Genomic DNA, 2,827 nt, shown 5'->3' on the forward strand with positions numbered 1-2,827 from the left:
GCCACGGCGATCCGGGCGTACTGGACCGACACACACAATCTTGCTGAGGGCGCCGGCGCCGCCGCGCTCGCTGCCGCCGTGCAGGAAAAAGACAAGCTCCGCGACAGGCGGGTAGGGCTTATTCTGAGCGGCGGCAACATCGATTTCGATCTGTTCACCCGATGGATTCCGCAGGCCGTGGCGTTCGCGGAGAGAAGGGTACCGGCGTGAGCGCGAATTTTCGGGGGAAGAGATGAACCAGCCCGCATCAGCCTACTTCATGGAAGAGCGCCATGAGGCCGCCGATTCCCATACGCTTTCGGTTCTCGTGCAGAACGAGCCGGGCGTGCTCGCTCGCGTCATCGGACTGTTCTCCGGCCGCGGCTATAATATCGAGAGCCTCACGGTTTCGGAGACCGAAAGCCAGAAGCACGTCTCCCGCATCACCATCGTCACCACCGGTACGCCGATGGTGATCGAGCAGATCAAGCACCAGCTCGATCGCATGGTCCCGGTCTTTAGCGTCGTCGACATGACCTTGACCGGCGGCTCGATCGAGCGGGAGCTTGCGATGGTGAAGCTGCGCGGCACAGGCGAGCATCGCGTCGAGGCGTTGCGCCTGGCGGAAGCGTTCCGCGCCCGCGTCATTGATGCTACCATTGAAAGCTTCGTGTTCGAAATCACCGGCAACTCCGCCAAGATCAACCAGTTCATCGACTTGATGCGTCCTCTCGGGCTGGTCGAAGTCTCGCGCACGGGCGTGGCCGCAATCGGGCGCGGACCCGAGGGAATGTAAAGCCATGCTGGCGCGAGACTGGTACTACAATGAGCGGCGAAGTATCGGCATCGATTCCACCGTGGCATCGATCTACGATGGTCAGGACGACAGCGACCTGCGCGCCCGCGCCGCGCTGACGATGCTCGGCGTTCAGCGCGGCTGGCGCGTGGCCGACATCGGCTGCGGCACCGGCGTGCTCGCCTGTGAGGCGGCGCTGATGGGCGCGGACGTAGACGCCATCGATATTTCGCCGGCCATGCTGGCGCTGGCGGAAATCCAGGCCCGCGACCGCAAGGTTGCAGTCCGATTCCAATCGGCCGGGCTGTTGAGTTTCGCCTACCAGCCCAATTCCTATGATCTGGTTGTCAGCGAATTCGCGCTGCATCACCTGCCGGATTTCTGGAAAGCTGTTGCTTTGGCGCGGATCTTTCGCGCGCTCAAGCCGGGCGCCTGCTTCTATTTGCGCGACATCGTGTTCGCCAGCATGCCCGATGGCCCCGAGCGTGGCGTCGAGGCATGGGCTGATTTCATCATCAAAAATCACCGGTTCACCCGCGAAAGCGTGATTACCCACATGCGCGATGAGTATTCCACATTCGGCTGGGTGATCGAACGCCTGCTCACCGAAGCCGGCTTCACGCTGGTCTCGGCGGACTACGATGCGCCGCTGCATGGCACGTATCGTTTGCGCAAACCGAAATCCGGCGAGCAGGGCTAGCGCACAAATGAAGCCAGTTGATATCGGCCTCGCCATCCTGGTGGCGGTGATCTGGGGCCTTGCCTTTGTCGCAAGCCGGATCGCGCTCGAGGAATTTTCTCCGGCGCTGATGACGGCGCTTCGGTTTGTCGTCGCCGCGGTGCCTTGCCTGTTTGTGCGCAAGCCCGATGTGTCCTGGCCGCTGTTGATCGCGATCAGCGGAACGCTGTTCCTGGGGCAGTTTCTGGCGCAGGCCTATGGCCTTGCGCACGGCGTGCCGGTCGGCCTGACCAGCGTGATCGTGCAAAGCCAGGCGCTGTTCACGATCGCGTTTTCCGTGGTCGCGTTTCGTGAGATCCCGACTCGCGTGCAGGGTGTTGGGATTGCGGTCGCCACGACGGGTCTGTTGATGATTTGCGGCACGGTTGGCTACGACTTCAGCGCCGGCGCTTTCCTCGTGCTGATGGGTTCGCCGATCACCTTTGCGATCGGCAATCTCCTGCTTCGTCGCGCACGAAACGTGCCGATGTTCGACCTGTTCGCCTGGCTTTGCCTGGTGCCGCCCTTGCCGTTGCTGGCGTTGGCCCTTGTCACCGATGGGGCGCAGGCGAGCCTAAATTCGCTGATCCACATATCGCGGACCGCCCTTGCATGTACGGTGGCATTGGGTCTGATTTCGACCAGCATCGCCTATTGGCTATGGGGAAGATTACTCAGGGACTACACGGCGGCCCAAGTGGTTCCGTTTGCGTTACTGGTGCCGTTCGTCGGCGCCGCCGCCTCGAGCATCGTGTTCGGGGAGCGGTTCGGCCCACTCCGCCTCTCGGGCATGCTCATCGTCGTGTGCGGGATAGCTATTATGCTGCTGTCGAAGCGGTCGCAAGTTGTGCCAGAGATCGTGTGAGCCCGGCATGTCGCAGTCACTTCTTTTCGCCTTTATCGTGTTCGCCACCGTGATGTTTTTCACTCCGGGGCCGAATAACGTCATGCTGCTCTCGTCGGGCTTGACGCATGGCTTCCGCCCGACGCTCCCCCACATCGCCGGCGTGACGATTGGCTTCGCCTTTATGATCGGCGCAGTCGGTCTCGGCTTTGGGGCGATCTTTATCGCCTACCCAATACTGCAGAGCATCCTGAAATATGCCGGTGTTGCCTACCTGATCTATCTCGCGGCCGTCATCGCGATGTCCGGACCAGTGAAGGAAGAGGGCGATGATCGCCGAGGGCCGATGACATTCTGGGGCGCGGCGATGTTCCAGTGGATCAACGTCAAGGGCTGGGTGATGGTGATCGGCACCATCACCGCCTATGCAGGCATCGCCACGTTTCCCTGGAATATCGGCATACAGATCATGCTTAGCCTAATGCTGGGC

At 61.6% G+C, this 2,827-nt stretch carries 4 protein-coding genes and 1 pseudogene; all 5 read left to right on the top strand.

The genetic code is table 11. The annotated features are described in order from the left end of the window. Positions 1-210: pseudogene (locus VJV58_RS02685) on the top strand (hypothetical protein); the annotation flags it as partial. Positions 211-232: 22 nt separating this feature from the next. Continuing rightward, entirely contained in the window at positions 233-775 is a 543-nt protein-coding gene (gene ilvN, locus VJV58_RS02690) for an acetolactate synthase small subunit (RefSeq protein WP_324135792.1), read from the top strand. Between the two features lie 4 nt (positions 776-779). Continuing rightward, positions 780-1,475, top strand: coding sequence for a class I SAM-dependent methyltransferase (locus VJV58_RS02695; RefSeq protein WP_324135793.1), 696 nt, complete (start codon positions 780-782; stop codon positions 1,473-1,475). Between the two features lie 7 nt (positions 1,476-1,482). Further along, positions 1,483-2,358: an EamA family transporter gene (locus tag VJV58_RS02700; RefSeq protein WP_324135794.1), complete on the top strand. Its 876-nt coding sequence runs from the start codon at positions 1,483-1,485 to the stop codon at positions 2,356-2,358. 7 nt (positions 2,359-2,365) lie between these two features. Then, a partial coding sequence (locus tag VJV58_RS02705; protein ID WP_324135795.1) for a LysE family translocator occupies positions 2,366-2,827 on the top strand: 462 nt, incomplete at its 3' end.

Origin of the sequence: Bradyrhizobium sp. (assembly GCF_035273305.1) — a bacterium.
Taxonomy (GTDB): domain Bacteria; phylum Pseudomonadota; class Alphaproteobacteria; order Rhizobiales; family Xanthobacteraceae; genus Bradyrhizobium.

Bases quoted from the DNA above. Each gene is read 5' to 3' on its own strand.
- VJV58_RS02695 (WP_324135793.1), top strand. From the start codon at position 780: ATGCTGGCGCGAGACTGGTACTACAATGAGCGGCGAAGTATCGGCATC.
- ilvN (WP_324135792.1), top strand. From the start codon at position 233: ATGAACCAGCCCGCATCAGCCTACTTCATGGAAGAGCGCCATGAGGCC.
- VJV58_RS02700 (WP_324135794.1), top strand. From the start codon at position 1,483: ATGAAGCCAGTTGATATCGGCCTCGCCATCCTGGTGGCGGTGATCTGG.